The 23,141-nt window shown below is 74.3% G+C and carries 19 protein-coding genes, 1 tRNA gene and 2 pseudogenes; 10 read left to right on the plus strand and 12 right to left on the minus strand.

The window, feature by feature from the left end; all coding sequences use genetic code 11:
* Positions 1–45: 45 nt before the first annotated feature.
* A complete protein-coding gene (locus ACIRST_RS10805; RefSeq protein ID WP_350523058.1) occupies positions 46–933 on the minus strand; it encodes a Rieske (2Fe-2S) protein in 888 nt (295 codons plus the stop codon).
* 228 nt (positions 934–1,161) lie between these two features.
* On the opposite strand from ACIRST_RS10805, the gene ACIRST_RS10810 reads away from it, so the two are divergent.
* Both ACIRST_RS10810 and ACIRST_RS10815 read left to right on the plus strand, forming a co-directional pair.
* The gene (locus ACIRST_RS10810) at positions 1,162–1,620 is read left to right on the plus strand and encodes an SRPBCC family protein (protein ID WP_350523057.1); all 459 of its coding nucleotides are present in this window, start codon (positions 1,162–1,164) and stop codon (positions 1,618–1,620) included.
* 181 nt (positions 1,621–1,801) lie between these two features.
* A complete protein-coding gene (locus tag ACIRST_RS10815) occupies positions 1,802–2,257 on the plus strand; it encodes a hypothetical protein (RefSeq protein WP_402801602.1) in 456 nt (151 codons plus the stop codon).
* Positions 2,258–2,279: 22 nt separating this feature from the next.
* Here the strand turns inward: ACIRST_RS10815 and ACIRST_RS10820 are convergent, their stop codons facing one another.
* Positions 2,280–2,735, minus strand: a complete 456-nt coding sequence (locus tag ACIRST_RS10820) for a hemerythrin domain-containing protein (RefSeq protein ID WP_402801603.1) — start codon at positions 2,733–2,735, stop codon at positions 2,280–2,282.
* A 332-nt stretch (positions 2,736–3,067) separates the two neighbouring features.
* Between ACIRST_RS10820 and ACIRST_RS10825 the strand changes: the two are divergent.
* Positions 3,068–3,436: pseudogene (locus ACIRST_RS10825) on the plus strand (hemerythrin domain-containing protein); the annotation flags it as partial.
* Between the two features lie 211 nt (positions 3,437–3,647).
* Entirely contained in the window at positions 3,648–4,208 is a 561-nt protein-coding gene (locus ACIRST_RS10830; RefSeq protein ID WP_402801606.1) for a hemerythrin domain-containing protein, read from the plus strand.
* Positions 4,209–4,317: 109 nt separating this feature from the next.
* Here the strand turns inward: ACIRST_RS10830 and ACIRST_RS10835 are convergent, their stop codons facing one another.
* A complete protein-coding gene (locus tag ACIRST_RS10835) occupies positions 4,318–5,367 on the minus strand; it encodes a YihY/virulence factor BrkB family protein (RefSeq protein WP_402801608.1) in 1,050 nt (349 codons plus the stop codon).
* A gap of 76 nt (positions 5,368–5,443) precedes the next feature.
* Positions 5,444–5,710: a hypothetical protein gene (locus ACIRST_RS10840; protein WP_350523051.1), complete on the minus strand. Its 267-nt coding sequence runs from the start codon at positions 5,708–5,710 to the stop codon at positions 5,444–5,446.
* A gap of 184 nt (positions 5,711–5,894) precedes the next feature.
* Here ACIRST_RS10840 and ACIRST_RS10845 point away from each other — a divergent pair, with 184 nt between their 5' ends.
* A complete protein-coding gene (locus tag ACIRST_RS10845) occupies positions 5,895–7,094 on the plus strand; it encodes a PP2C family protein-serine/threonine phosphatase (protein ID WP_402801611.1) in 1,200 nt (399 codons plus the stop codon).
* A gap of 51 nt (positions 7,095–7,145) precedes the next feature.
* Here ACIRST_RS10845 and ACIRST_RS10850 read toward each other — a convergent pair whose 3' ends face one another.
* The 5 genes from ACIRST_RS10850 to ACIRST_RS10870 all read right to left on the minus strand — a co-directional run bounded on the left by ACIRST_RS10850 (position 7,146) and on the right by ACIRST_RS10870 (position 13,215).
* Entirely contained in the window at positions 7,146–7,577 is a 432-nt protein-coding gene (locus tag ACIRST_RS10850) for an SRPBCC family protein (RefSeq protein ID WP_402801613.1), read from the minus strand.
* A gap of 98 nt (positions 7,578–7,675) precedes the next feature.
* A complete protein-coding gene (locus ACIRST_RS10855) occupies positions 7,676–9,979 on the minus strand; it encodes a condensation domain-containing protein (RefSeq protein WP_402801616.1) in 2,304 nt (767 codons plus the stop codon).
* A 62-nt stretch (positions 9,980–10,041) separates the two neighbouring features.
* Complete coding sequence (locus ACIRST_RS10860) at positions 10,042–10,830, minus strand: SDR family NAD(P)-dependent oxidoreductase (RefSeq protein ID WP_402801618.1); 789 nt, start codon at positions 10,828–10,830, stop codon at positions 10,042–10,044.
* Between the two features lie 59 nt (positions 10,831–10,889).
* Positions 10,890–11,708, minus strand: coding sequence for a BTAD domain-containing putative transcriptional regulator (locus ACIRST_RS10865; RefSeq protein WP_402801621.1), 819 nt, complete (start codon positions 11,706–11,708; stop codon positions 10,890–10,892).
* A gap of 352 nt (positions 11,709–12,060) precedes the next feature.
* A complete protein-coding gene (locus ACIRST_RS10870) occupies positions 12,061–13,215 on the minus strand; it encodes a Rieske 2Fe-2S domain-containing protein (protein WP_402801623.1) in 1,155 nt (384 codons plus the stop codon).
* Between the two features lie 218 nt (positions 13,216–13,433).
* On the opposite strand from ACIRST_RS10870, the gene ACIRST_RS10875 reads away from it, so the two are divergent.
* Both ACIRST_RS10875 and ACIRST_RS10880 read left to right on the plus strand, forming a co-directional pair.
* Positions 13,434–15,068 carry an alpha/beta hydrolase gene (locus tag ACIRST_RS10875; protein ID WP_402801625.1) on the plus strand — a complete coding sequence of 545 codons (1,635 nt, stop codon included), beginning with the start codon at positions 13,434–13,436 and terminating at the stop codon, positions 15,066–15,068.
* A 106-nt stretch (positions 15,069–15,174) separates the two neighbouring features.
* Positions 15,175–17,154: a glycoside hydrolase family 5 protein gene (locus ACIRST_RS10880; RefSeq protein ID WP_402801628.1), complete on the plus strand. Its 1,980-nt coding sequence runs from the start codon at positions 15,175–15,177 to the stop codon at positions 17,152–17,154.
* A 120-nt stretch (positions 17,155–17,274) separates the two neighbouring features.
* On the opposite strand, the gene ACIRST_RS10885 is transcribed toward ACIRST_RS10880, so the two are convergent.
* On the minus strand, positions 17,275–17,805 hold the full coding sequence (locus tag ACIRST_RS10885; protein ID WP_350523042.1) for a GNAT family protein: 531 nt from the start codon (positions 17,803–17,805) through the stop codon (positions 17,275–17,277).
* A gap of 207 nt (positions 17,806–18,012) precedes the next feature.
* On the opposite strand from ACIRST_RS10885, the gene ACIRST_RS10890 reads away from it, so the two are divergent.
* Positions 18,013–19,314: a S28 family serine protease gene (locus tag ACIRST_RS10890; RefSeq protein WP_402801631.1), complete on the plus strand. Its 1,302-nt coding sequence runs from the start codon at positions 18,013–18,015 to the stop codon at positions 19,312–19,314.
* 96 nt (positions 19,315–19,410) lie between these two features.
* Here ACIRST_RS10890 and ACIRST_RS10895 read toward each other — a convergent pair whose 3' ends face one another.
* Both ACIRST_RS10895 and ACIRST_RS10900 read right to left on the minus strand, forming a co-directional pair.
* Entirely contained in the window at positions 19,411–20,907 is a 1,497-nt protein-coding gene (locus tag ACIRST_RS10895; RefSeq protein ID WP_402801633.1) for a phosphodiester glycosidase family protein, read from the minus strand.
* Positions 20,908–20,921: 14 nt separating this feature from the next.
* On the minus strand, positions 20,922–21,650 hold the full coding sequence (locus ACIRST_RS10900; RefSeq protein ID WP_402801635.1) for a peptidase inhibitor family I36 protein: 729 nt from the start codon (positions 21,648–21,650) through the stop codon (positions 20,922–20,924).
* A 654-nt stretch (positions 21,651–22,304) separates the two neighbouring features.
* Here ACIRST_RS10900 and ACIRST_RS10905 point away from each other — a divergent pair.
* Positions 22,305–22,378 (plus strand) — tRNA-Met (locus tag ACIRST_RS10905).
* A gap of 539 nt (positions 22,379–22,917) precedes the next feature.
* Positions 22,918–23,141 (plus strand): annotated as a pseudogene (locus tag ACIRST_RS10910) (NmrA family transcriptional regulator); the annotation flags it as partial.

A 23,141-nucleotide genomic window follows, 5' to 3' on the forward strand; every position in this document is an offset into this window, starting at 1 on the left:
GGCGCCCCCGGGAACGGCCCTGGTGACGGCCCTGGTGACAGCGGGTCAGCCGGCCCCGGGCAGCCGCACCTCCAGGTGGCCCGAGAGCACCCGGGTCTCCAGCACCGGCTGCGGCGCGGTGGCCGGGCCGTGCACCACCTGGCCGTCGAGCAGCCGGAACTCGCTGCCGTGCCACGGGCAGCGCAGGCAACCGTCGGCGACGGTGCCCTCGGACAACGGCCCGGACAGGTGCGCGCAGCGCTCGGCCAGGACGTGACAGAGCTCGCCGTCCCGGACGACGACCACGGACAGCTCGCCGGCCGTCCGGCGCACGGCCCGGTCGGGCGGGAAGTCCTCCACGGCGCCGAGGCCGACCCAGTCGGCCGGGGCCAGCCGGGGCACGGCCGCGGCCCGGTCCGGCCCGGCGGCCAGCCGGTAGGACAGGTGCCCGCCGAGCGCCGCCCCGGCCGAGACCGCGGTCAGCCCGGCGAGGCCGAGCAGCCGGCCCCGGGCGCGGTGCCCCCGGCAACGGGCCAGCAGCGACCCCGCGTACAGCAACACACCGGTGGTGTTGGAGAGCGCGTGCACCAGACCGGTGCGGCGGCGCGGCGGATCGAGCCGGGCCCAGTCCACCCAGCCGGCGAGCGCCGCGGGCCCGGCGGCCAGCAGCCCGGCCGCCACCAGGGTGTCGGCCGACCGGCGGCCGCCCGGGGTGAGGTCCAGCAGGGCGGCGGACGTCCAGCAGCCCAGCGGGAACTGGACCAGCGCCGGGTGGAGCGGGTGGCCGAGCCACACGCCGTGCAGGGTGTCCCGGTACGGCCCGAGCGGGAGGGCCTCCACCGCGCGGGCGAGCTTCCCGGCCGGGGCGTCCAGGACGTCCCAGTGCTCCGGCGTCTCCAGCGCGCGGCGCAGCCGGCGGGACCAGGGGTGGGTGTGCAGGGGTGAGATGTCCATACCGGGCGGCTAGCCGGGTACCGCCCGGTCAAACCCGCTGCGGGGGGTGTGACGCGGCGGTCCGGGTAGGCGTGCGGAGGTGCGCAGCGCCCGGGGCCGGGCCGGCCCGACCGTCGCCCCGATGCCGGTCGCACCCGTCCTGGCCCCGCCGCGGTTACGCCGGCACCGTCGGGGCAGACGCGCGGGCGGCCGGGAAACACCCGGCCGGTTCCCAGCGAGGAGGCCCGCATGAGCATGGTGAAGGAGTCGGTCGACGTCGAGGTCCCGCTGCACACCGCCTACAACCAGTGGACCCAGTTCGAGGAGTTCCCGCGCTTCATGGAGGGCGTCGAGTCGGTGACCCAGCTGGACGAGCGCCACAACCACTGGCGCACCAGTATCGGCGGCATCACCCGTGAGTTCGACACCGAGATCGTCGACCAGCTGCCGGACGAGCGGATCGCCTGGCGGACCACGGACGGCGAGGTGGACCAGAAGGGCGTGGTGACCTTCCAGCGGCTCACCGAAGGACGCACCCGGGTCAACATGGCCATCGACTACCGGCCGGACGGCATGGTCGAGAAGGCCGGTGACGCGATGGGCATGGTCGACCGGCGGGTGAAGGGCGACCTGAAGCGGTTCAAGGAGTTCATCGAGCACCGAGGCATGGAGCAGGGCGGCTGGCGCGGGCGGATCAATCCGCGCTGAGCCCGTTCCGACAGGTCCGGCGGTTCCGGCCCCTCCCGGGGCGGGAACCGCCGGACGTGTGCGAGGGATGTGCGCGAACCGGTGTATGCGAGCCGGTGTGTGGGGCCGTGCGGGACGGGCCGACGGTGGCGGTCCTGCGCGCCGACGGGTTGGCCCCGGTCCGGCGGGGTAGGCGCGCGGCATGGAGGACCTCGGACCCCCGGCGGGCGACCAGGCCGGGAACGACGCGGAACCGCTCGACCTGTGCGACCAGTGCGGACGGGCCGTCCCCGACGCCGACCTGCTCGGCGCCCTGGTGCCGGACTCCTCGGCGCTGCACGCCAGCGACCCCGACCTGGACGGCAAGCGGGTGCTGCTGGCCTGCTCCGTCGATCACCTGGCCACCCTGATCGAGGAGTACCGGCGCCGCCGGTTCGTCCCCGAGGAGCAGTGGGCCGGCAAGGTCAGCCGAGCGCTCGCCGACGTCGACGAGCCCGTCCCGCTCAGCGTGGTCGCCCGCATGACCGGCCTGTCCGAGCACCAGGCGGTCCAGGGCGTGGAGTGGCACAACGCCCGCGCCCGGGAGTGGCGCGAGCGCTACGGGGGCGGGGACCGGGACGGAGATGGGGACGGGGACAGGGACGGGGACGAACACTGACCGGTGGTCACCGGCTGCTCGATCAGCCCGGCGAACCCGCCCCGCGCAGGCGGCGCTCGCACCGGCGCAGCTCCTCCGGCGCGCTGCCGGCCCGCAGGGCGGGGAACAACTGCTCCTCCTCGCCGCGCAGGTGGGCCCGGACCACCACGATCAGGACGGACACCGCATGGCACCGTTCGGTGGGGGTGAGGCGGCCGTCGTCCGCCCGGTCGAGCAACCGGCGGATCGCCTCGTGGGTGCGGACCGCGGCGTCCGCGAGCGCCGCACCCGTCGGCAGGGACCGACGCGCCAGCGGGTACAGGTGCTGCTCCTCGGACGCCAGATGGGGGTCGACGATCCGCCGCAGCGAGTCCAGCAGGCGCAGCGCCTCGTCGTCGGTGCCGCGGCGGGTGGCGATCCGGTCCAGCTGCCGCAGCAGCGCGTCGATGGCCCGGTGCTCGGCGCACAACCTGTTCGGGAAGTCCTCGGCACCGTTCATGGTGGTCTCCGTCCGACTGCGGGAGGCGGTTGAACCCGGACGCCTGCCCGGTCCGCTCGGGGCCAACCGCCGTACGGTGCCCGGATTGCGATCGGCCGACAGCTCGGCCGGTCGTCGCAGGTCGTCACGGACCGGGCCCGCCGCTCCCATCGCGCATCGCTCGCCCCGCCTCGGTGACGTTGGCCGTCCCGGTGGTCGTTCCGGAACCGGGACGTACCGGGCAGGTGCCCACGACCGGCCCCGCCACACCCGTCGCACGGCGGCGTTTGGCAGCGGTCCGCCCGGGGACACGCCGGGGCGGCGGGGAACAGCGCCGAAGAAGGAGGCGAGCGATGTCCAACGATGCCATCGTCCTGCTGCGCGAGGACCACAAGGAAGTCCGCCGTCTGTTCCGCGAGTACCGGGGGCTCGTCGAAGGCGACGGCGAAGGCGGCGCGCAGGCGCGTCGCGAGAAGGTCGAACGGATCGTGGAGGAGCTGACCGTCCACACCTACCTGGAGGACGAACTCTTCTACCCCAGGATCCGCCGGGAGGTGCCCGGACTCGCCGAGGCCATGGACCGCGCCAAGGAGGAGCACCACGTCGCCGACCTGCTCTGCGAGGAGCTGAGCCGGATGACCCCCGCCGACGAGGGCTACGACGCCAAGACCGCCGTCCTGATCGACGCCGTCGAGCGGCACATCGAACAGGAGGAGGGCGACTGGTTCCCGGAGGTCCGCTCCGCCCTCGGCCGCAAGGAACTGCAGGAGATCGGCGAACGGATGCAGGCCGTGCGGGAGACCGCGCCGCGCCGGCCGACCGGCGGCGGGGTGCTGCACCGGATCGCCTCCGCTCTGGAGGGCCGACCGGCCCGAGTCCAGGAAGGGTCGACCCGAGTCCAGGAAGGCCCGAGCCCAGGAAGGGGTACCACCCGTGAACCACGACGAAGACCTGCTGGAACAGCTCGTCGCCGACCACCGGTCGATGCTGGTCCACTTCAGCGAACTCAGCGGCATCCCCAGCGGGGACCGCCAGCGCAAGCGCCTCGCCGCCCTGGTGACCGACCAACTGGTCCGCCACACCAGGGCCGAGGAGGAGCACCTCTACCCGCTCGTCCGCGACCGGCTGCCCGACGGGCCCGCCGTGGTCGAACGCGAACTCGCCGACCACCGCGGGGTCGAGGCCCTGCTGGTCGAACTCCGCCGGACGCACGTCACGTCGCCGACCTTCGACCGCCTGGTCGCCCGGCTGACGGAGGAGGTCACCCGGCACGCCGGCGACGAGGAGGCACGGCTCTTCCCCGCGGTCCGTGCGGTGACCACCGATGCCGAGTTGCACGAGCTGGCGGCCCTGGCCCGCGAGACCAAGGCCTCCTCGACTGGTCGGCCCCGCTACCAGCGGCCGTCCGAACGCCCCGCGGACCACCTGCCGCCCCCCGAACGCTCGCTCACCGAGCGGGTGCGCGAACTCCTGACGCCGGGCGGGCCGCACTGACGGACGAGCCCTCCGGGCCGACCGGGCACCTCCGGCCGGACACCGGGCGGGAGCGGGCGGGAGCGGCGCCCGGCTCGGCGCTGCTCACCGCCCGTCGGGCTGTCGGGCTTCACCGTCCGTCGGGCTTCGCGGGGCCGTGGCGCCGGTCGTCGCTGCGCCCGGACCCACCCCCGTCCCCGGGGCCATCGTCCTCCCCGGCCTCGTCCGCGTCCTCGAAGGAGACGTCCACGCGCTGCTCGGGGCGGCGTTCCTCCTGTCGGGCGACGGAGGACAGCACCTTCTGGTCGGCGTCCGTGAGCGGTGGCTGCAGCAGGCTGCGCGGCCACAGCCGGCGGGCGAGCACCACATTGGTCTCGGCCGCGTACACGGTGATCTGCGCGGCCAGGTAGATCCAGAAGAGCAGGCCGATCACGGTCGCGAAGAAGCCGTAGACCTGGCTCGCGTGGCGCAGCTCGTGGGCGACCAGCAGGGCGCCGAACGCCTGCAGCACGGTGAACAGCGGACCGGCGATCGCGCAGCCGGGCCACAGGGCGCGGGTGGGGATCTCGCGGGGGGTGAGCACCCGGAAGCAGGCCAGGCACAGCGCGGTGTTCAGCAGCGCCGAGACGACCAGGCCGCCGATCCGGGCCGGGGTGCCGCCCAGGGTGGTGCCGACCAGTGAGGCGGCGGCGGTGCCCAGGACCAGTCCGGCGCCGAGGACCGCGAACAGCAGCAGGCTGCGGGCCAGTCGCGGCCAGTAGCCGGGGCGCTGGACGCCGGGGACGTTCCAGACCTCGGCCATGGCGTGCTGGAGGACCTGGGCGATGCCGAGCGCCCCGTACAGCATGCCGAGCGCCCCGATGAGCAGGGCCAGGCCGCTGCCCTGCAGGGAGTGCACGTTCTGGCGCAGCTGGTCGCCGATGATCGGGAAGTCGGCGAGCGCGGAGTCCACCACCGAGCGCTGGGCGCCGGGGTGGCCGTGCAGGACGAAGCCGAGGACGGTGCTGAGCAGGAGGAGCAGCGGGATCAGGGCGACGAAGCCGTAGTAGGTGATCAGGGCGGACAGCAGCCCGCCGCGGTCGTCCCCGTACTTGCGCACCACGCCGACCACCACGCCGGTGGGCCGGTGGCGCTGCTGGAAGCCGTCCATGCCCCGCAGGGTCCGTTCGATGGGGTTCACACGGCGGCGTCTGCCCCGGTCGGGCGGTCCGACACCCGGCGGCGACGCCTGTTCCGACCGGTGCGCGCGAGGGGGCTCAGGAGGCTGCCAGGGCGCGCTCGCACTCGCGGCAGCGGCGGTCGGCCAGTTCGGGCGGGTACCAGGGGTCACCGGGGCGCGCGGGGGCGTAGTGGCTGTGCTCCATGGAGCGGGTGTCGCGTTGACACAGCGTGGTGGGCTGGGGGTCCTCGGGGACGTCGGGGTCGGCACCGGCGGCGTGGACGGCCAGTACTCCCGGTCCGACGCCCTCGGCGCCGAGGACCTGCTCGGACTCCAGCTCGAACAGCACGATGATCGAAGCCATGTCTCCGACGGTGCGCCGGGGCGGACCGCTCCGCACTCCGGGCCGGTCACGCGTGGGACGGGTCGCGCGGACGTCCGGCCGCCGCCGTCGCCGCGCCGTGGGCCCGCCCGACGACGACCCGGTGCGGGCGTGCAGCACCCGGCTGTTCCTGGGTAGGCGCAGGGCCGACGGGAGGTGTGACGTGGTGAGCGGCGACGACGCCGGGCTGGGCGGCGTGCTGGCACGGCTGCTGGCCCGGACCCGGGCGAGCGGGCCGGCGGACCTGCCCGACCTGGTGCGGGCGGCGGCCCGCGAGCTGGGCGCGGACGGGGCGTGGGTGTTCCTGGCCGACGTCCAGCAGCGCCACCTCGTCCCGCTGCCCGGCCCCGAGGACGGTGACCCCTTCGACCCGGTCGACGTCGAGGGGACGCTCGGTGGCCGCGCCTACCGGTTGCAGCAGACCCAGCTGTCCTCCGCGTCGCCCGGCGTCGGCTGGTTCCCGCTGGTCGACGGGGTCGAACGGATCGGCGTGCTGCGGATCGAGGACGGGGCACGGGGCGGGGACTCGACCGGGCGCTACGAGGCGCTGGCGGCGCTGGTCGCCCTGCTGGTGGTGTCGAAGAGCGCGTACAGCGACGTCGTCGTCGGCGTCGGACGGCGGCAGCCGATGAGTCTGCAGGCCGAGCTGCTGTGGGCCTTCCTGCCGCCGCGGACCATCGGCACCCGGCACGTCACGTCCAGCGCCGTCCTGGAACCGGCCTACGACGTGGGCGGCGACGCCTTCGACCACTCGGTGGCGGGTGGTCGCCTGCACGTCTCCGTGTTCGACGCGATGGGGCACGACCTCGCCTCCGGCGGTGCCAGCTCGGTCGCCCTGGCGGCCTGCCGCTCCACCCGGAGGTCCGGCGGCGGCCTGGCCGACATCGTCCGGGCCATCGACGACGCGCTGGCCCGGTGGATCCCGGACCGGCTGCTGACCGCGGTCGTCGCCGACCTCGACACGTTCACCGGCGAGCTGTCCTGGGTCAACTGCGGGCACCCGCCGCCGCTGCTGATCCGGGACGGCCACGTCCTGACGGACGCCCTGAGTCGGCGGCCCGAGCTGCCGCTCGGCCTCGGCTTCCACCGGCACGGGCCGCAGCCCGTCCACCACGAGCGGCTGCAGCCCGGCGACCGGCTGCTGGTGTACACCGACGGGGTCACCGAGGCCCGCTCGACCTCCGGCGAGCTGTTCGGCGAGCTCCGGCTGACCGACTCCCTCGTTCAGCACATGACCGGCGGGGACCCGGCCCCGGAGGCCCTGCGTCGTCTGATCCACGCCCTGGTCACGCACCAGGACCACGAACTGCGCGACGACGCCACCATCCTGCTGGCGGAGTGGCACCCGGACCGGCCCGGGAACTGAGGCGGGAACGGGGCGGTAAGGGGCAGTAGGGGGCGGCCGGGGACCACCGGACTACCGCAGCAGTCGGTCCAGCACCCGGCCGAAGACCAGGCGTCCGGTGGCGGCGACGACCGGATCGGCGAACCGCGGCACACCGGAGATCCGCAGTTCCTCCGCCCACACCGCCACGCTGCCGCCGCCCACCGCCCGGACCCGCAGCACCACCCCGCCGCGCACCGGGCGGCCGCGCTTGGCCAGCCGGCACAGCCCGTCACGTCCGGGCCCGGGCGGGACCAGCTCGACGATCTCCATCGGGTCGTCGAACCGCAGCGGCCCGACGGCCGTCCTGGCCAGGACGACGTCACCCACCTCCCGGCCGGTGCCCCGGGCGACGCCGACCCGGGTGAACGGCACCCGCTCCCCGTGCCGGGGCCAGGCGGTCAGCCGCTCCCAGCAGACCGCCGGGGGCAGCGGCGTGCGGCGGGTCAGGACGAAACGGGCCATGCGGCCCACCGTAGCGCCGCGGCCGGCCGCCGGAGGCCCGCACCGGGCGCGTCGGCCCGCGCACGATGTCCCGCTCACGACGGCCCGCGCCCGTCGGCCTAGGCCCGGTCGCCCAGCAGCGCCGCCACCGCCGCCAGATCGGCCTCCTCGTCGACCAGCACCACCACCGGCGGGTGCGGTGGGGCGCCCAGCCGGGCGATCTCGTAGGCGGTGACGCCGAGCCCCGGCGGGGCGACCAGGACGACCGGGGCGCGGGACTCCAGCAGCGGGCCGAGCACCGGGCGGTAGGCGGCGGGCGGCGGGTCCTCCCCGACCGGGCGCAGCACGCCGAGGCCCTGCGGGCCGGGCCAGCCGCGGGCGGCGCCGGCCAGCCGGATCTGCGGGGCGCCGGGCGGGGGCAGCAGCAGGACCCAGCCCGCGTCCGGGAGGCCGGCCCGGTGCAGGACGTCCAGCCGCACCGCGGGGCCGTCGGGCGCGGGCGCGTCGGCGGCGTCCGGATCGGCGCCGCCGCCGGCCTCGCCGGCCTCGCCGGCCTCGCCGGAGAGCCGGGGCGCGGGCTGTCCGGCGAGCGTGGTGCGCAGCACCTCGGTGGTGCTCAGCCCGCTCGGCAGGTCCGGGAAGGCGCGCAGCAGGTGGGCGCTCTGGCTGAGGAGTTCGACGGCGTCCTGGTCGGCGAGCAGGGTGCGGTCGTGGGTCGCGGTGAGGACGAGCCCGCCGGTGGTGTCGTAGTGGGCGGCGAGGGTGATCGGGTACGAGGTGAAGGTGCCGGCCGGCACCGGGCTCTCCACGTGGATGCCGTGCGCGGCCAGGTCGGTCTCCAGCCGCAGGTGGTGCGCGGCGGTCGGCTGGTGCTCCAGGACGACCAGGCTGTTGGGCCGCCGTCCGCGCGGGCCGGCCGTCCAGCGGTGCGCCTGGCCGGGGGAGACCCACTCGTACGCGGCGAGGTCGAGCACCCCGTCGCGCAGGGCGGTGAGCAGCTGCGGCACGGTGGTGCCCGGGTGCAGCCGGACGGAGATCGGCAGCGGGTTGCGCAGTGCGCCGGGGAGCCGGTCGATGCCGTCCAGCGGGATGCCCCGGCCGGAGACGGTCACCGCGAAGCCGACCCGCACCGAGCGGGCCGGTCGGCGGGGCCGGTCGGACTGCGCGGCGCGGTACAGCAGCAGCGCCCAGGCGGCCTGCAGCGCGCTGCTCTCGCCGGCGCCCCAGGCCGCCGCCCAGCCGCGCAGCCGGACCGCCTCGTACGGGGTGAGCCGGCGCCGGGCCCGGCCGCTGCCGTGCCGGCGCGGGTCGGGGGCGAGCGGCAGGACGGCCGTGGCGCCGGGGCGGGTGGACCAGAACTGCTGGGCCGCGTCGGTGCCCTGGGCCTGCAGCCAGCGGGCGTGGTCGCGGACGTCGGGGCGGCGTTCGCCGCCGGGCAGGACGCCGCCGGTCAGGTAGGCGCGGTAGAAGGACTGCAGCAGCAGGCGCACGCTCCAGCCGTCCAGCATCGCGTGGTGGTAGCTGAGCAGCACCCGGGTGGCGGGCCCCTCGTCGGCGTCCGGCGGGGCGTCGAGCAGGGTGGCGCGCAGCAGGGCGGGGCGGCGCAGGTCGAAGCCGCGGCGGCGGTCGGCGGCGAGCAGTTCCTCCCAGTCGGCGGTGCCGTGCGGGTGCCGGGTGACCTCGGGGACGGCGCGTTCGTGCAGCACCATCCAGGGCTCGGTGTCGCCGCCCTCGTCCCAGTCGAAGGCCGCGCGCAGCACCGTCTCGTGGTCGATGACGGACTGCCAGGCGGCGGTGAAGCGCTCGGTGTCCAGCGGGCCGTGCCAGTGCCAGGACAGCTGCTCGACGTGCCGTCCGTCGTGGTCCGGCTGCCCGAGGACCTGGCGCAGCAGCTCCCGCTGCAGCGCGCTGGTGGGTACGGTGACGGGCTCCGGCGGGTGCGCCAGGGCCTCGCGCAGCTCCTGCAGCAGGGCGAGGGCGCGCCCGGGCGGGCCGGGCGCGAGGCCGACGAAGAGCCTCGGCTCGCGGGCGCCGTCCCGGTCCTCGACGAGCACCGCCCGCAGCCGGGGCCCGGTGGCCAGGCTGTGCCCGAGCTCGGCGAGCACCCGGTCGAGGCCTTCCGGGCCGTCGGCCGTGCGCTGCCACAGCAGTTCCTCGCCGGCGTCCGGCCGGACGGCCCGCAGTGCGGCGCGCAGCACGTCCGGCCGGTACGCCCGGTACAGCTCGACCAGCAGGAACTCCTTGGCCCGCGCGGGCCGGGCGGCGGCCTTCCGGGGCCGGGCCGCGGTCCGGGCCAGTGCGGCGCTGACCGCCCCCGCGTCGAGGCGTCTCGGCGGGCGGGCGGCGGGCAGGCAGGGCTCGGGCGCGGGGGCGCCGGACACCAGCAAGGTGACGGGTGCGCTGGAGAACTGACGGTTCGTCATCACTGATCAGCGGGCACCGGAGCCCGAGTCCTTCCCGTGGGCCGGCCAGGATCGCGCCGGGGTTACTGGGTGGCGAGTCCGCCGCAGACGTTGAGTGCCTGGGCGGTGATGCTGGCGGCGGTCGGGGTGGTGAGGTAGCCGGCCAGCGAGGCGACCTCCTCGGGGGTGGTGTAGCGGCCGAGCGGGATGTGCGTCTGGAAGTGCTGGTGGATGGTCTCGGGCGTGGTGTTGTAGGCGGTCGCGTACTCGTGGTGGATCCGGGTGGTGTGCGGGGTCTGGACGTAGCCGGGGCAGATGGCGTTGACGGTGGTGCCGGTGGGTGCCAGCTCCTTGGCCAGCGCCCGGGTGAAGCCGATCACGGCGTGCTTGCTCGCGGTGTACGGCGCGCCCAGGGTGACGGCCTGCTTCCCGGCCGTGGAGGCGATGTTGATGATGCGCGGGTTCGCGGTGCTGGTGATGTGGCCCTGCCGGAGGGTTTCCCGGGTGACCAGGAAGACGGCGTTCAGGTTGGTGTCGATGACGTCGTACCACAGGTCGTCGGTGGTGGTCGCGGTCGGTCCGCCGCCGGTGCGTCCGGCGTTGTTGACCAGCACGGTGATCGGACCGTGCTCGGCGACCGCGTGCCGGATCAGCTCGGCGACCTGGGCGGGGTCGCGGACGTCGCAGGTGCGGCCGTCGGCCTGGTGGCCCTCGCCGCGCAGGGTGACCAGCGCCTGGTCGATGTCCGGGGCGGTGCGGGCGCAGATGAAGACACGGTGGCCGCGGCTGCCGAGTTCGCGGGCGATGGCCAGGCCGATGCCGCGGGTACCGCCGGTGATCAGGGCGAGGGGTTGCTCGGGTGCGGTGGTCATGACGCGTCCTGTGGGTGAGGGCTGGGAGAGGTCTGCGGGGACGGCCGTACGGACGGGGCTCAGGCCGAGTACAGGTTGTAGGTGGTCGGGTGGGCGGTGGTGGGCGTGTTGAGGGTCGGGTCGAGGGTGAGGATGGCGTGCTGCAGGTGCTGCAGGTGCGGGGAGGGCTGGATGCCGAGTTCGGTGGTCAGCCGGTGCCGCAGGTGGTGGTAGGTGGTGAGGGCGTTGGTCTGCCGGCCGGCCCGGTAGAGCGCGACCATGGCCTGGGCGTGCAGGCCCTCGTGGTGCGGGTGCTGGTGGGTCAGGTGGGTGAGTTCGGGGATCAGTTCGTTGTGCCGGCCGAGCCGCAGGTCGGTGTCGATCCGCCGTTCCAGGGTGATCAGCCGGCTCTCCTCCAGGCGCATGATCTCGATGGTGAGGATGGGGCCGGGCCGTACGTCGACCAGGGCGGGGCCGTGCCAGAGCGCGAGGGCCTGGCGGAAGTTGGTGGCGGCCTGGTGGTCGTGGCCGTGGTTGAAGGCGTGCTGGCCCTGGGTGATCAGCAGGTTGTAGGTGTGGACGTCCAGGCTGTCCGGGTGCGCGGTGAGCTGGTAGCCGCCGTGGCGGGTGGTGAGGATGTCCTTGGCGGTGGTGTCCGGGGTCGGGCCGAGGGCCTGGGTGATGCGGCGGCGCAGCTGCAGGATGTACGTCTGCATGGTGGTGAGCGCCTGTCTGGGCGGGTCGTCGCCCCAGATCTCCTCGATGAGGGTGGCCGTGGGCAGGATCCGGTTCGGGTAGAGCGCGAGCAGCGCGAGGATCTGGCGCTGCTTGGCGGCGGAGGGGACGACGGATATGCCGTTGAGGTCGGCGGTGAGGGGGCCGAGGACTCTGAGCTGCATGGCGGTTCCCCTTTCGTGCGCGGGACGGTTGTCGGGCGCGTGACGTGTGCTCGGGAGCGGATCGGTCGGCCGTGCGTGGGGCGGTGGGTCGGGCGATGTGTCGTGCTGGTGTTCGAAAGCAGGGGATGGTGGGGGGTTGCGTCGCACCTTAGTTGCGCCGGGAGGCGGGGGTCGGATTCCTCAAGTGCCCGTCGAGCGCGGTTCCGGGCGCTCTGGTGGGGCTCTCCGGGCACGACGGGGCGGCGGGGGGGGGGCCCGGGGGGGGGGGCCCCGGGGGGCGCCCCCCCGGGGGGGGGGGGGGGGCCGGGCCGGGGGGGGCCGCCCCCCCGCCGCGGGGCGGGAACGGGTGCGTTCAGCCGCGGGTGGCGCCGCTCCGGGCGCTGTTCGGTGCGCCGTCCGGTGCGCCGTGGGGCGTGCCGTGGGGCGTGCCGTTCGCGGGCGTGGCGGCCGGCGCCGGGAGGTGCGCCTGCCGGTCCGGCGGGTAGAACTGCCGGGCCCAGTGCCGCATCGCGCCGATCGGCCCGTCCCCGGCGGCGAGCCGGGGCGGCGACTGGTACCGCTTGGTGGACCAGATCGGGAAGTCGGCCGAGGTGAACTCCAGGTTGCGCCTGAACATCGGCCCCGCCAGCACCGCGGTCACCGCGCGGCTGACCGTCCGGGCGACGGCCGGCGGCAGCCCGGCCGGCTCCCGCATGACGAAGCGTCCGGCCTGCCGCAGCTGCATCCGGCCGGGGGAGACCTGGGTGGCCATCACCAGCGAGCAGATCTCCAGGCCGAGCGAGGGCGTGCGCACATCGGTGTGCAGCGCGGTCAGCCCGTACCCGTCCACCTCCACGTCGACCTGCCGCATGCCGAGCAGCGGGAAGGTCTCCCGTACCCGCATCGAGACGTGGAAGCGGGGGCCGTCGAACTCCACCGGTGCCGCCAGCTCGCCCTGCGGCCAGCCGTGCAGGGTGACGAAGTGGCCCAGGTCGAAGGAGTTCTCCATGACGTCCTGGGCGTGGCCGGGCATCTCGAAGGAGGCGTACCGCAGCGGCTGCCGGCCGTCGCCGAGCCGGTGCCAGGACGGGATCTCCCAGTCCGGTTCCCGGCCGTCGTGGTGGCGCCAGACGAAGACGGCCTCGTTCACCTCCCGCACGGGCAGGTGCGCCAGGGCGGCCTTCGGCGGCGGGGTGCCGTAGCCGGTCCGCACGCAGCGGCCGTCGGGGTCGAAGGCGAACCGGTGGAAGGGGCAGACCAGGTCGTCGCCCTCGACCGCCGCGAGGCCGAGGTGGGCGCCCAGGTGCGGGCAGTACGGGCGGATCGCGCGCAGGCGGCCGTTGCGCAGCCGGTACAGCACGACGTCCTCGCCGGCGAGTCGGCGGGTGAGCACGGTGCCCGGCCGGAGTTCGGCGGAGAAGGCGAGTGCGGACCACCCGTCGGGGTAGGGCAGGGCCGGTGGCAGGGCGACGTCGGCGGCCGTGGGGCGGTCGCTGACGGGGTGGACGTGCGGGTGGGACACGCGCATGAACTCTCCTGTCGGGTCCGTCCGGCGCCGCCCCTCCCAGGCGATGAGCGCTCGAACGACATGCATTTCAGATGCTAGCCAGGGGTGGTGTGTGTCCGCACGACAACCTCCGTGCGGCAGTGGAAGTCTGATGATCAGTCAGTCGTGCATGGTCAAAGCTTGGCAAATTCCGGTCGCTCCTCTGGATGTGCCATTGCACATGTCACATCATGCTCCCCATGAGAAAACCCCTCGCCCTGCTCGCGGCCCTCACGGCCGTCGCCGCCCTCGGCGGAACCTCCGCCTCCGCCGCCGGACCCGACGCCACCGACCTGGCCGACACCGGCCAGGGTGCGCTGGTCTGGAGCTCCTGCAACGACGCCACCACCCCCGCGCTGCAGTGCGCGATGCTCGACGTGCCGGTGGACTACGCCGACCCGCACGGGCGGAAGATCGCCGTCAAGCTGAACCGCCTCCCGGCCACCGCGCCCCGGGAGAAGCAGCAGGGGCCGATCCTGCTCAACCCCGGCGGCCCCGGTGACTCCGGGCTCTGGATGCCGGTGTCCATCGCCTCCAAGCTCCCGGCGGACGTCGCCTCGACCTACGACTGGATCGGCTTCGACCCGCGCGGCACCAACGGCAGCGACCCCCATGTGGTCTGCGACGCCCACTACTTCGACGCCGAGCGCCCCGACTACCAGGTGAGCCAGGGCACGTCGAAGGCGTGGCTGAAGAAGGCGGCCGGCTACGCCGCCGACTGCGCGGCGGACTGGTCCTGGCTGCTGCCGCACATGACCACCGTCGACAACGCCCGCGACATGGACAGCATCCGCCGGGCGCTCGGCGTCCCGAAGATCAACTTCTACGGCGGCTCCTGGGGAACCTCGCTGGGTTCCACCTACGGCCAGCTGTTCCCCTCGCACGTGCGCCGGATGGTGCTGGACAGCATCGTCGGACCGACCATCAGCTGGTACGACCACAACATCCTGCAGGACAAGGAACACCAGCGCCGCTTCGAGGCCTTCGCGGCCTGGACCGCCAAGGCCGACTCCGTCTACCACCTGGGCACCGACGCCGCCGCCGTCGAGCGGGCGTACGGCCAGGTCGAGGACGCCCTGCGCAAGGACCCGGTGGAGGCCGCCCCCGCGCCCGGCCGGATCGGCCCCGCCGAGTTCGAGGACACCTTCTACGGCGGCGGCTACAACTTCCTGCGCTGGCCCCGGATGGCGACCGTGCTCTCCGCCTACCTCACCCAGCACGACACCCGTCCGCTGGCCATCGCGTACAACCGGTACGCCGCCCCGGGCGCCGACGACGGCACCTTCCCGGCGTACAACGCGGCGCAGTGCACCGAGAACGCCTGGCCGCGCGACTGGGAGGTCTGGAAGAAGGACCAGGCGAAGGTGAACGCCGTCGCGCCCTTCTACACCTACAACAACATGTGGTACAACGCCGCGTGCATGTTCTGGCCGTACCAGGGCAACCCGGCGGGCCGGCTGAAGATCACCGGCAAGGGCCTGCCCCCCGTCCTGCTCTTCCAGGCCACCGAGGACGCCGCCACGCCGTACGAGGGCGGGCTCGCCATGCACGACGCGCTGCCCGGCTCCAAGCTGGTCGTCCAGAACGGCGGCAGCTTCCACGAGATCCTCTTCCACGGCAACGCCTGCCTGGACGACACCTTCACCGCCTACCTGCGCGACGGCAGCCTGCCCCAGGGCAAGGGACGGATCGCCAAGACCTGTGCGCCCGAGGCCGATCCGGACCCGGTGTACGTGACGCCGCCCCCGGCCGCCGCCAAGGCCGCGCCCGCGACCGCCCCGGTCACCGGCCTGGCGCCGACCGACCCGGAGGCCGTGCACGGCGTCCTGCGGTAACGACGCCGAAGCCGGGTGGCCCGTTCGACCGCGGGCTACCCGGCAGTCACATCCGCGGCGTATGGTCGGTCCCCGTCAATTCCGCGCCACCCTCACCTCACCCGGGATGACCATGAAGAGACTCGGAACGCGCCTGCTCGCCGCGGCCGCGTGCCTGCCCCTGCTCGCCGCCGTGCCGGCGGGCGCCGCCGCCGCCGCGCCCCGAGGAGGAGCCGCCGCCCAGGCCGGCGCGCAGACCGCCCAGGCAGGTGCGCAGGCCGCCCAGGCAGGTGTGCAGACCGGCCCCGAACTGGCCGCGTCCTGGACCGGACCGCTCAGCACCCGCGGGCGCTACATCGTCGACGCGAACGGCGCCCGCTTCAAGCTGAAGTCCGCCAACTGGGCCGGAGCCCAGGGCACCTGGGAGGGCAGCGGGAGCACCGACGACCCCGCGAACAACCAGGCCGGGCAGGTCTCGCACAACATCCCGCTGGGCCTGGACCGGGTGCCGCTGGAACGCCTCATGGCCGACTTCCACGGCCTCGGCCTCAACAGCATCCGGCTGCCGTTCGCGAACGCGATGATCCACGACACCGCCGCCGTACCGGACTCCGCCGTCGCCGCCAACCCCCAGCTGCGCGGCCGCACCCCGCTGCAGGTGTACGACGCCGTGGTCGCCGCGCTCACCGCCGACGGCTTCGCGGTCGTCCTCAACAACCACACCACCGGCTACCGCTTCTGCTGCGGCCTGGACGGCAACGAGCGCTGGAACAGCGGGCAGTCGACCCAGGCGTGGGAGGACGACTGGGTGTTCCTGGTGAACCGCTACCGGGCGAACAAGCGGGTGGTGGGCGCCGACCTGCGCAACGAGGTCCGCCGCGACACCTGGGACGACCCCAACTGGGGCATGGGCGACGCCCACGACGAGTACGCCGCCTTCGAGGAGGCCGGCAACCGGATCCTGCAGGCCGACCCGGACATGCTCGTCATCATGGAGGGCATCAACTGGTACGGCATCCCCGCCGCGATCTTCAGCCACGGGCGTCCGATGCTCACCCCGGTGCGCAACCTCTCCAACACCCTGATCGACTCGGGCAAGTTGGTGTACTCCGCGCACTTCTACGCCTACACCGGCCCGGCCAACACCGGCGCGGGCAGCGGCCCGGGAGCCACCGGCGACCCCCGCTACGAGGACTTCACCCCCGAGCAGCTGGCCCAGGTCGTCGACGACGAGGCGCTGTTCGTCACCCAGGCCGGGCAGCACTTCACCGCACCGGTGTGGATCAGCGAGTTCGGCGCGGGCGGACGCGGCTCCACCGACGCCAAGGAACAGGCCTGGCTGCACACCTTCACCGACCTCCTGGCCGCCCGTGACGCCGACTTCGCCATCTGGCCGCTCGTCGGCTGGGCCGACACCGCCGGCCGCCCGCTGGACACCTGGGCGCTGCTCTCCTACGACCCGGCGGGCAAGCGGACCGGCCTGACCGACCCCGGCGACTGGCGGGCCGCCGACTGGACCAAGCTGGTCGGCGCCCCGGCACTGACCGGCCCGGTGGCGCCGGTGAACCACTGGAACGTGCTCGACCTCGACCACGGCGACCAGAACGTCTCCCGCCGGATGGCCGGGGTGGACTGGAGCAGTGGCAACCGCAAGGGCAACTGCCCGGACGGCCAACGCCTGGTCGCCCTCGGCCGCAGCGACAGCCGGGGCCTGTGCACCGACGCCGGCGAGCCCGCGACGGGCACCGGCGACTGGGTCACCGTCACCGACGAACGGTACGTCACCGGCGGCGACTGGGCGTCCGGCTACAACAAGCTCCAGTGCCCCGACCGCACCTTCGCCGTCGGCTACAGCGTGCACAGCGACGCCATGTCCGCCCTGCTGTGCGCACCCGCGGCCGGCCCGCTGCCCACCACCGGCCGCGACGTCTGGTTCGACCACGGCGACAACCGCCCCGCCACCGGCGGCTCGGTCGCGAGCGACTGGGCACCGGGCCACTACAAGGGCCAGTGCGCGGACAACGAGTACGTCGCCGGCGTCGCCTACACCTGGAAGTGGCTCCACTACGGCGTGCCGGACGCGCTGCTCTGCCGCCCCCTCGCCTGAGCGCCGCCGCCCGTCCGCGGGATCCCCGCCGCTGCCGGCCCGAGGCGTACGCGCCCCGGGCCGGCACCGGCCCCCGGCGGACGGGCGGTCAGTCTGCCGCGGGCGGCCGCATCGGCCGGTTCACGCCCGCCACTCCTCGGCCAGCAGCCCGAGCACCACCTGGTCCACGAACTCCCCGCACGCCCACGCCGCGCCGCGCAGCCGCCCCTCCGCGGTGAAACCGGCCCCGGTCGCGGCCCTGATCATCGGCGTGTTGTCCGCGAGCGTCTCCAACTGCAGCCGGTGCAGGCCGAGCACCACGAACCCGTACCGGCACAGCACCCGGACGACGTCCGTCGCGAACCCGCGGCCGCGGTGGCCCGGGCGCAGGGCGAGGCCCAGGTGGGCGCTGCGGTTGTGGGCGTCGATGCCCCACAGGAGGGCCTCCCCGGCCAGCTCCCCGGAGGCCGTGTCGACCACGGAGAAGCACGCCGCCTCGTCGGACGGCCCGGTGACGGCGTACGGCGACTGCGCCGATCCCGGCGGGAGGGGCCGCCAGGGGCGGGAGTCGGCCCGCGAACGGGTCGCCACGTCGTCGTGGAGCTCGGTCTGGAGCACCGGGACGTCGGCCTCGTGCCGGGCCCGGAGGGTGATGTGAGTGCCCTGTAGCATGTCACATTGTTAACACCGTCGCCCGGTCCGCGGCCACCGGTTTTCCACGGGCGGACAGGACGGAACGGGGGACGGAGGTCGCCGCCTCCCTCCCGGGAGGGAGAAGCCGACCCTCGGGGGCGGGATCCGCGCAGGCCGCGGCCCCGGTTGACTGGTGATCAACGACGACCGGGGGGAAGACCCATGATGCGCAGGCGAATCGGACGGATGGTGGCTCAGGCCGCGGCGGTGGCGATGCTGGCCGGAACGGCTGCGGTGCCCGCCGCGGCGGCCGGGGCCGGACCGGCCGACATCCGGACGGCCATCGAGGCCGTGCCCGGCCTGAGGATCGTGGAGGAGAAGCCCGCCGCACCCGGCTTCCGCTTCTTCGTCCTGACGCTGCACCAGCCCGCCGACCACGCCCACCCCGAGCGGGGCGGCTTCGACCAGCGGCTCACCCTGCTGCACCGCGGCACCGACCGCCCCACGGTGCTCTACACCAGCGGCTACGACGTCTCCACCGCCCAGTACCGCTCGGAGCCGGCCGAGCTGCTGGACGGCAACCAGGTGAGCACCGAGCAGCGCTTCTTCGGCACCTCCCGGCCCGACCCCGCCGACTGGGACGACCTCGACATCCGGCAGGCCGCCGCCGACCACCACCACGTGATCGAGGCGCTGCGCGCCGTCTACCGGGCACCGTGGATCTCCACCGGCGGCAGCAAGGGCGGCATGACCACCGTCTACCACCGCCGCTTCTACCCGCAGGACGTCGCCGGCTCGGTCGCCTACTCGGCGCCGAACAACGTCGACGACCGCGAGGACTCCGCCTACCTGGACTTCCTGCGCACCGTCGGCACCCCCGAGTGCCGCACCGCCCTGCAGGCCGCGCAGCGTGCCCTGCTGGAGCGCCGCACCGCCCTCGTCGCCCGGTACCAGGCCTGGGCGGACTCCCGGGGCGACGGCTTCCGGCTCGTCGGGAGCGCCGACAAGGCCTTCGAGATCGCCGTCCTGCGCGCGCCGTTCATGTTCTGGCAGGGCCGCGGCCAGGCCGCCTGCCCGGCGGTGCCGCCCGCGGACGCCTCCGACGACGCCCTGTACGGCTGGCTCTCCGACGTCGCCCAACTGCCCGTCTACGCCGACGCGGTGGCCGGGAAGTTCGTCCCGTACTTCTACCAGCTGGGCACCCAGCTCGGCTACTTCCCGGTCGAGACGGCCCACCTGGCCGGCCTGCTGCGCTACCCCGGCGCCACCGAGCCGCGCACCTTTGTCCCGCAGGACCTCCCGATGCGCTACCGGCCGCAGGCGATGCGCGACGTCGACCGCTGGGTCCGCACCCGCGGCGAGCACCTGATGTTCGTCAACGGCGCCGCCGACCCGTCCGTCGCCGAACCGTTCCGCCTCGGCGACGGCTCGCGGGACTCCTACCTCTTCGAGGTGCCGGGCGGCACGCACTCGGTGCGGATCGCCCAGCTGCCCGCCGCCGACGCCGCGGCGGCGACCGCCGCGCTGCGCCGCTGGGCGGGGGTGTAGCACGGCGGAGGAGCGGCGCGGCAGCCGAACGGCCCCCGCCCCCGGTTCGACCGGGGACGGGGGCCGCAGTGTGCCGGTGCGGGTGACCGGGCGGGCCTACCTGGCCAGGCCGTAGCCGCCGACGGCGGCGTAGACGGTATCGGCGACGTGGCGGGGGGAGGAGTCGGTGGTGGTGGTCACGGGCGGCTCGTTGCCGTTCTGGTCGCGCAGGTTGAGGGTGGTCGAGCCGCCGCCGTCCAGGTTGACCGCGTCGACCAGGTTGAGCGCCTTGAGCAGCTGGGCGAACTCGCTGCGGGTGGCTCCGGACGCGAGGGGCGCCGGGCCGCCCTTCTGCCCCTCGACGGTGACGAAGAAGAGGTGGCCGAAGCCGTCCGCCCCGCCGGCGGTGCGCCAGGCCCGGGCGGTGTCGTCGGCCGGCTGGTAGACGACCGAGGCGTCGCGGATCAGGACGTCGCCGGCGGGGGTCGCGTACAGCGCCGGGTCGATCGGCTGCTCCACGGCGCCGGCCGGGGCGCGGCCGAACCAGGTGTCGGCGAGGGTGTCGCCGAAGCGGGTGTCGGTGATCACCGTGTGCAGGGTGACCGGCTTGCCGGCGCAGGCGTTGTCCCAGAGCCAGGTCGCGCCGTCGCCGGTGCCCTCCAGGGCCCGCCCGCCGGGCGGCACGTCGTGGCCGCCGCGCGGGGCGTCGGAGACGATGCCGCCGGGCGCGGCGCCGGGGCGGAAGCAGCCGGTGGCCACGCCCGCCGCGTTGAACAGCACCTCGACGCCCGGGTCGTCGTCGGTGGTCGTGTCGGTCTGCTTGAGTACGTCGGGAGCCGGCGTCCTCGCCCCGAACTCGGGGGTGAACTCGACGATCTCCGACGGATCGAAGCAGACACCGCCGACGACCGTCACGTCCGTGTTGGCGGGGTCGGTGTTGCGCAGGCAGTGACCGGCCCGGCCGGGGAGCCGGTTGACGCCGTCGACCTTGCGGCTGACGGCGCCGTCGTCGGAGAGCTGCACGCTGAGCCCGGTGGCGAGCTCGGTGATGTACGGGCGGCCGTTCTGCAGCATCAGCACGGAGTTGGCCGGGCGCAGCCCGACGGCCTTGCCGGTGACGGTGTCGTAGACGTAGCGGCCTCCGCCGGCCTCGCTGAGCAGCCGCCCGTTCTTCAGCGAGGTGCCGCCGAGGTCGCCGAGGAAGATCCGGTTCGCCGGGTCCAGGACCACGCCGTCGTCGAAGTAGCCGCCGTTGACCCCGAGGTAGGGGCGCCGGCTGCTCACCCCGGTGGTCTGCTCCAGCATCTCCTGGACGGTCTGCGTGGTGTACATGCCCTGGCCGATCGAGCCGTCGAAGGTGATCGGCGCCCGGCTCGGGTCGATGTCCATGACGTTGACCGTCCACGTCCGGTCGGCGTCCTGGTAGACGGTGCGGGTGATCCCGGGGAACGGCGTGGTGGCGGAGGCCTGGGCGAGGGTGATGCCGCCGACGACGATGCCGGTGTCCGCCGCGCCGGCCAGGCCGCTGCCCGGGACGGCGAGGACGGAGGCGGCCAGGCCGAGGGCGGTGGCGGTCCGCAGCGCGGTGGCGCGCCGCACGAGGGTGTGCTTCATGTGGGGCTCCCGGGTCAGCAGAAGTCGGTGGCGGGGCGGCCGCCGGCGGCGGTGACCAGACGGTCGGAGCTGAGCGTCCCGGCGTACGGCGCGGGGACGAAGGTGCTGTCGCCGCTGAGCACGACGAAGGCCCGGTAGGTGGAGCCGTTGGCGCTCCAGGAGCCGGTGAGCCCGTTCTCGGGGTAGAAGCAGGCGTGCTTGGCGGTGTGGTTGAAGACCGAGACCGTCCGGTCGTTCCACCCGGCGCCGTAGTCGCGGACCTCGTCCTCGGTGAAAGAGGTCATCGCGCCGCGGCCGCTCTCCTCCGCGAACAGGCAGAGCCGCCCGGTCTCGCAGCGCTCGTAGCCGGTGAAGCAGCCGGCCTTGGACTTGGCGCCCTTGAAGGAGGTGACCTTGCCGTCCAGGTGGGTGCCGAGCTCGGCGAGGGTGGCCTGGCCGCCGGGGCGGACGGCCTGGACGGTGCCGCCGTAGCCGGCGTCGGCGTAGAGGCAGGCCCAGTAGGGGGACCGGTTGTCCACCGAGCGGGCGCGGTCGTTCCAGGCGGGGTCGACGCCTTGGACGGGGACCCGGGGGTCGTTGGCGAGTTCGGCGCCCTGGCCGCCGTCCTGGTCGTAGAGGCAGAAGCCGCCGGCGGCGCAGTGGCTGGTCCAGCTCGCTGCGGTGGCCCGGGCGCCGGGCAGGACGGCGAGCACGAGCGCCACGAGCAGCATGCCCATGACGGCGCGCGGAAGGTGTTGCCTCACGGCGGAGTTCTCCTCGGTGGAAGTGGCGGGTGGTCCGAGCCGGGCTCGGGACGCCGTGGTTCGGGATCGACCGACCTCGTGAATGCGGACACCGAATCCGGCTCGCGGAGAGGTCCATCGAACAGCGAAACCGATCGGGATGCAGGCGGAATCGAAAACATCCGGCCCGGTCGGGCGTCGGATCCGCACCGGAACTCCCGAGCGTGCCGCCGTGCGCACCCTGTGAAGGCCGCTTCCCCGGCGTCAGGGCAGAACTGTAAGGGCGTCAGGTCGCCGCGCTGCGCCGCCGCCCGGCCCAGCCGGCTGTCTCACGGCTGTCTCACGCTCCTGACGTGCAGCTGTGTCGACGGTCGAGGAGGTGAAGTGGAGACGCGGTAGCGCCCCTCGACGGGCGGTCCGGCGGTCCGGGGCCCGGGTTGCGCGTGCGGGTGACCGGAGGCTGCTTCGGGTGCGATGGGCCGACCGCCCCCTTTCCCGGGAGGGGCGACACGATGCCGGGGAGGGGCGACACGATGCCCGGGAATCGATCGGGACGCGTCCCGCGCCGAGCGCGGGAACGGCACCGCCGTCGGCGCGCCGTCCTGGCCATGTCGTACGCGCCACGGAAAACCGATTTCGTGTTCGGCGGACTGTCGCATAGAGTGGTCTCACCGACGCGGGGTGGAGCAGCTCGGTAGCTCGCTGGGCTCATAACCCAGAGGTCGCAGGTTCAAATCCTGTCCCCGCTACTACCAGGGCCGGGGTCGACGCTTGAGGGCGTCGGCCCCGGCCTTTTTCGTTCGGCCGCGGCGCCGTCGCGCCGCCCGCCCTCTCGCCCGGTCCGGCCCGTCCCCTTGCCCAGTCCGGCCCGACCCCTTGCTCGTCCCGCCGGTGACCCTGCCGTCCCGCCGGTGCCCGCCCCGCCGGTGCGCGGCCGCTTTTCGCGGATTCCGCCGGCCGGCCATTCCGCCCGGAATTCGCGGCCGTTCCCGAATGCGGTCGAGGAGGGGTCGAGGGGTGCTGGAAAGCGCTTTCCGGCAGTGGTGGGGTGTGTTGTGGTGGGTGACCGGGGGCCGTGGCCGCGGGCAGGACAGCAGCCGTGGGTGGGCGGAGCGCCGCTGGTGAGCGGTGTAGACGCTCGCGCATGGAGCTGAGTGCGGTGGCTATGGTTCGCCCGACCCGGGGGGATTTGAATGGTGCCATGACGACGAACCGATCGGCGCAAGCGAAGCCGACGGCTGGTCGGACTCCTGTGATTCCTCCGTGTCTTCGAATGAGGGTGATCGTGATGGCTGGTGTGGTGGATCTTTCGACGGATGCCGGTGTCGTGCTGGTGGTCGGTGGTACCGGGAAGACGGGTCGGCGGGTGGCGGACCGGCTGGCTGCGCGTGGGTACGGGGTGCGGGTGGGTTCGCGGTCGGGTGCGGTGCCGTTCGACTGGCATGACGAGGGGACGTGGGAGGCGGCGCTGGAGGGTGTGAGCGCGGCGTATCTGACGTATTACCCGGATCT

Source organism: Kitasatospora sp. NPDC101447, from assembly GCF_044767225.1.
In the GTDB taxonomy this organism is placed as follows: Bacteria; Actinomycetota; Actinomycetes; order Streptomycetales; family Streptomycetaceae; genus Kitasatospora.

What these genes read in the sequence shown, in the direction of transcription:
- ACIRST_RS10805 (WP_350523058.1), bottom strand. Translation starts at nt 933, where the DNA reads ATGGACATCTCACCCCTGCACACCCACCCCTGGTCCCGCCGGCTGCGC.
- ACIRST_RS10810 (WP_350523057.1), top strand. Translation starts at nt 1,162, where the DNA reads ATGAGCATGGTGAAGGAGTCGGTCGACGTCGAGGTCCCGCTGCACACC.
- ACIRST_RS10815 (WP_402801602.1), top strand. Translation starts at nt 1,802, where the DNA reads ATGGAGGACCTCGGACCCCCGGCGGGCGACCAGGCCGGGAACGACGCG.
- ACIRST_RS10820 (WP_402801603.1), bottom strand. Translation starts at nt 2,735, where the DNA reads ATGAACGGTGCCGAGGACTTCCCGAACAGGTTGTGCGCCGAGCACCGG.
- ACIRST_RS10840 (WP_350523051.1), bottom strand. Translation starts at nt 5,710, where the DNA reads ATGGCTTCGATCATCGTGCTGTTCGAGCTGGAGTCCGAGCAGGTCCTC.
- ACIRST_RS10850 (WP_402801613.1), bottom strand. Translation starts at nt 7,577, where the DNA reads ATGGCCCGTTTCGTCCTGACCCGCCGCACGCCGCTGCCCCCGGCGGTC.
- ACIRST_RS10855 (WP_402801616.1), bottom strand. Translation starts at nt 9,979, where the DNA reads ATGACGAACCGTCAGTTCTCCAGCGCACCCGTCACCTTGCTGGTGTCC.
- ACIRST_RS10860 (WP_402801618.1), bottom strand. Translation starts at nt 10,830, where the DNA reads ATGACCACCGCACCCGAGCAACCCCTCGCCCTGATCACCGGCGGTACC.
- ACIRST_RS10865 (WP_402801621.1), bottom strand. Translation starts at nt 11,708, where the DNA reads ATGCAGCTCAGAGTCCTCGGCCCCCTCACCGCCGACCTCAACGGCATA.
- ACIRST_RS10870 (WP_402801623.1), bottom strand. Translation starts at nt 13,215, where the DNA reads ATGCGCGTGTCCCACCCGCACGTCCACCCCGTCAGCGACCGCCCCACG.
- ACIRST_RS10875 (WP_402801625.1), top strand. Translation starts at nt 13,434, where the DNA reads ATGAGAAAACCCCTCGCCCTGCTCGCGGCCCTCACGGCCGTCGCCGCC.
- ACIRST_RS10880 (WP_402801628.1), top strand. Translation starts at nt 15,175, where the DNA reads ATGACCATGAAGAGACTCGGAACGCGCCTGCTCGCCGCGGCCGCGTGC.
- ACIRST_RS10885 (WP_350523042.1), bottom strand. Translation starts at nt 17,805, where the DNA reads ATGCTACAGGGCACTCACATCACCCTCCGGGCCCGGCACGAGGCCGAC.
- ACIRST_RS10890 (WP_402801631.1), top strand. Translation starts at nt 18,013, where the DNA reads ATGGTGGCTCAGGCCGCGGCGGTGGCGATGCTGGCCGGAACGGCTGCG.
- ACIRST_RS10895 (WP_402801633.1), bottom strand. Translation starts at nt 20,907, where the DNA reads ATGAAGCACACCCTCGTGCGGCGCGCCACCGCGCTGCGGACCGCCACC.